Consider the following 3,021-nt stretch of genomic DNA (forward strand, 5'->3'; position numbering starts at 1 on the left):
TTCCCCGGCTACCACCCGGCGGGGAACCCGTACGCGCCTTATGGGCACGATGCCGCCAGCGGCGTGCCTTTGTCCGACAAGTCAGCGGTGACCGCCGGACTCTTGCAGCTGTTCTTCGGCTTCCTCGGCATCGGCCGTTTCTACATCGGATCGATTCCGATAGCCGTCACACAGCTGAGCCTTGGACTGCTCGGCATTGTCCTAACCATGTTCTGCCTCGTCGGTTTCCCGATCTTGGTTGGTGTTGTGGTCTGGACCTCTGTCGACGCGATCATGATGTTCACCGGCAGTGTGACCGACGAATACGGCCGAAAGCTGCGCTGAAGCGCCAGGCGCGGCGGCGAAACGGTACCCTGCACCGGAGGCCAGACCAGCGCTCGGTTCGGCAGGAAGGTTGTGCGGTGCTCGTTGTCACTACCAATGACATTCCGGGTTGGGAGATCCAACGTGTCTGCGGCGAAGTCTTCGGGCTCACCGTGCGATCACGAAATGCCTTCTCGCAGATAGGTGCCGGCTTCAAGTCGATGTTCGGTGGCGAGCTTCAGGGCATGACCAAGAATCTGGCCGAGAGCCGCAACGAGGCGATGGTCCGGCTGATGAACGAGGCGCGGAACAAGGGCGGTAACGCGATCATCGGGATGCGATTCGACACCACCGAACTCGGCGACGTGTGGACCGAGATCTGCGCCTACGGCACCGCGGTGCAAGCCGTGCCGGTGACCGAGGCCGCCCGTTACACCGCCTCACAGCTCGGTTACGGCGGGGCGCCGCAGCCGCAACAGCCGGCGCAGCAGCCGGTGCCGCAGCAGCCCTACGGCGCGGGCTGAGACCGGCCGAGAAAGCGCTAGGTTCGGCGGGATGATTGTGGGGGCCTTCCTGGCCGAGGCGGCTTCGGCGGTGGACAACAAGCTCAATGTGTCGGGCGGAGTCTTGTTCCGCTACGCCCTCGACGCCGACCGGTTGGCACAGTTTCTGCTCGTGGTGCTGACGCAGACCGAGACCGGTAACCCGGACCGGCGGGTGGATGTCGAGATCTGGCCTCCCACCGACGACGAGCCGCTGCACATGCATTTCGAGCTGCCGGAAGCCGCCACCGCCGCCGAAGTCGGGTTCGCGATCTTCGGCATCGAGGTGACGCTGCCGGTCGACGGCCGCTGGGTGATCGTGGTGACCGGCGGCGCCGGAGCGATCTCGCTTCCGCTGCTGGTAAGCGGCTAGTCGCGGTGGCCCGGCCTGTGGCCGCGGCCAGGGCCGTCGGGCCTTGCCTACACAGTGCCATGCATGTATACATGCACCGTGGCAACCAAGACGATCTCGATTGATCTCGAGGCATACGAGCGTCTTCGGGCTGCCCGGCGTTCGCCGACCGAATCGTTCTCGCACGTCATCAAGCGTGCGCACTGGCGCAACGAGGCTCCCACCGCCGCGGCGCTTCTGGATGCACTCGCTGAATTGCCGACGGTGCGTGATGATGTTCTCGCGCGCCTCGACGAAGCACAGCACACCGACACACCGCCCGAGGACTTGTGGCGCTCCGGGTGAGCATCGACACGACGTTTCTCATCGATCTGCAACGCGAGCGGTCCACGGGTGACGACGACGGCGCCGCGCACCGGTTCCTCAAACGCTCACCGGATGCCGAACTGTTCCTTTCGACGATCGCGCTGGGCGAGTTCGCCGAAGGATTCGACCGGGCCGACCACCCGGTGGTTGCTGCCATGCGCGAGGGACACACCCTCGTCCCGGTGGATGATCAGATCGCGTTCGTCTACGCAAGGGTGGTGCGGGAGCTACGTCGCCGGGCTGAGCTGATCGGTACCAACGACCTCTGGATCGGTTGCGCCAGTTTGCAATTGGGCATACCCATCGCGACCGCCAACGTCGCCGATTTTCGGCGCATCGATGGGCTCGGCATCGTGCGGTACCGCTGATGTCTTGTGGTGCACTCGTCGCGATGCCTCGTTGCTGCGGTCAGAGCCGGTGGCTTCGGCGCTTATCGAGATAGCGTCCCGCAGCCGATAAATCCCTTCGTCGACCAGCCGCAGCAGAAAATCGACCAGCGGAAAGGGAACGAGCACGCAAGCGTCCAACACCACCGGGAACGCCGACATTGCTCGTTTAATCCCTTACTGCGCCTTCAGAATTGCCTCGATTTCGCCAGCTGCGTCTTGGGTCAGCTCGTCTAGCGCTGCGCGCCGGTTGGCCCGTGTCTGGCGCTGATACTCCAACAGAACATCCGGGCTGACCTTGTGGTGCCGTCCAGCCATTTCGAACAGGATACGTCCGTATTCGAGAAGCTTCACCAGCGTCGGGCGGGAGATGTCCACCAGGTCGGCCGCCTCCTGCGTGGTGAGCTTGCGCTGGCGGGGAATGAGCGAGATGCCCTTGCCTTGCGACAGCGCCAGCACAGGTTGTAGAGCGCGTCGCGCACAGAATCGGGAAGGGTAATCGCCCGCCCGTTGCCGCCACGCACGGAAACCTCCGGAGAGCCGAGCGCTTCCAGCAGCGGCGCGAGGCCTTCCGGTTCTTGAGGTGGTGGAACGGTCCGTTCTTCAACGGCTACGGCAGCTGTTATTGGCTGTTACTGACGCCAAGTAACTGCGGCCGCAGGTCGGTCCACCGCGCGTCCGATTCACGCCCGGACGGGGCCTGGCACCCCCAGCAATTTAGTGTTGACCGGCTGAATCCCTAGCCGATAACCGGCCCAGCATCAGCGTTAAAGACATAGAAAGTCTCGGTCCACTCGTCACGGGTCTCGTGATCAATCTTTATGCGCCACCTGTAGCGCTTGTTGGGTTCCAATGGAAGTCCACTAGCGAAGTACATGACGAATTGCTTCGATGAGCGCACGGTGTTTGGGGGAACGTTCACGCCCGGAACCACCAACCCGCGAATATCAGACTGACAACGCGTCGACACCGACACGCTCGTCACCACGTGAAGATCGAACGGCAACCGAAGCGGCCGACCCGCCCCACGTGCGTGGCGGCGCGTAGACGTGGCCGAGGACCATATAGATAT

6 protein-coding genes are annotated in these 3,021 nt (G+C 63.4%); 5 read left to right on the forward strand and 1 reads right to left on the reverse strand.

Annotation, left to right across the window (positions count from 1 at the left end; translation table 11 throughout):
• The 5 genes from BST40_RS27690 to BST40_RS27710 form a co-directional block, all read left to right on the forward strand.
• Positions 1-324 (forward strand): NINE protein (locus BST40_RS27690; RefSeq protein WP_142276842.1); only part of this gene is annotated, 324 nt, incomplete at its 5' end.
• A gap of 77 nt (positions 325-401) precedes the next feature.
• Positions 402-827 carry a YbjQ family protein gene (locus BST40_RS27695; RefSeq protein ID WP_075549409.1) on the forward strand — a complete coding sequence of 142 codons (426 nt, stop codon included), beginning with the start codon at positions 402-404 and terminating at the stop codon, positions 825-827.
• A gap of 31 nt (positions 828-858) precedes the next feature.
• Positions 859-1,218, forward strand: coding sequence for a hypothetical protein (locus BST40_RS27700; protein WP_075549410.1), 360 nt, complete (start codon positions 859-861; stop codon positions 1,216-1,218).
• A 63-nt stretch (positions 1,219-1,281) separates the two neighbouring features.
• Positions 1,282-1,542 (forward strand): antitoxin VapB family protein, encoded by a 261-nt coding sequence (locus BST40_RS27705; protein ID WP_240316532.1) that lies wholly within the window; start codon positions 1,282-1,284, stop codon positions 1,540-1,542.
• A complete protein-coding gene (locus BST40_RS27710; protein WP_241780343.1) occupies positions 1,539-1,931 on the forward strand; it encodes a type II toxin-antitoxin system VapC family toxin in 393 nt (130 codons plus the stop codon). The genes BST40_RS27705 and BST40_RS27710 overlap by 4 nt, the downstream gene beginning before the upstream one ends.
• Positions 1,932-2,126: 195 nt before the next feature.
• On the opposite strand, the gene BST40_RS32190 is transcribed toward BST40_RS27710, so the two are convergent.
• Positions 2,127-2,408 (reverse strand): excisionase family DNA-binding protein, encoded by a 282-nt coding sequence (locus BST40_RS32190; RefSeq protein ID WP_075549412.1) that lies wholly within the window; start codon positions 2,406-2,408, stop codon positions 2,127-2,129.
• Positions 2,409-3,021: the final 613 nt, after the last annotated feature.

Source organism: Mycobacterium persicum (genome assembly GCF_002086675.1).
In the GTDB taxonomy this organism is placed as follows: domain Bacteria; phylum Actinomycetota; class Actinomycetes; order Mycobacteriales; family Mycobacteriaceae; genus Mycobacterium; species Mycobacterium persicum.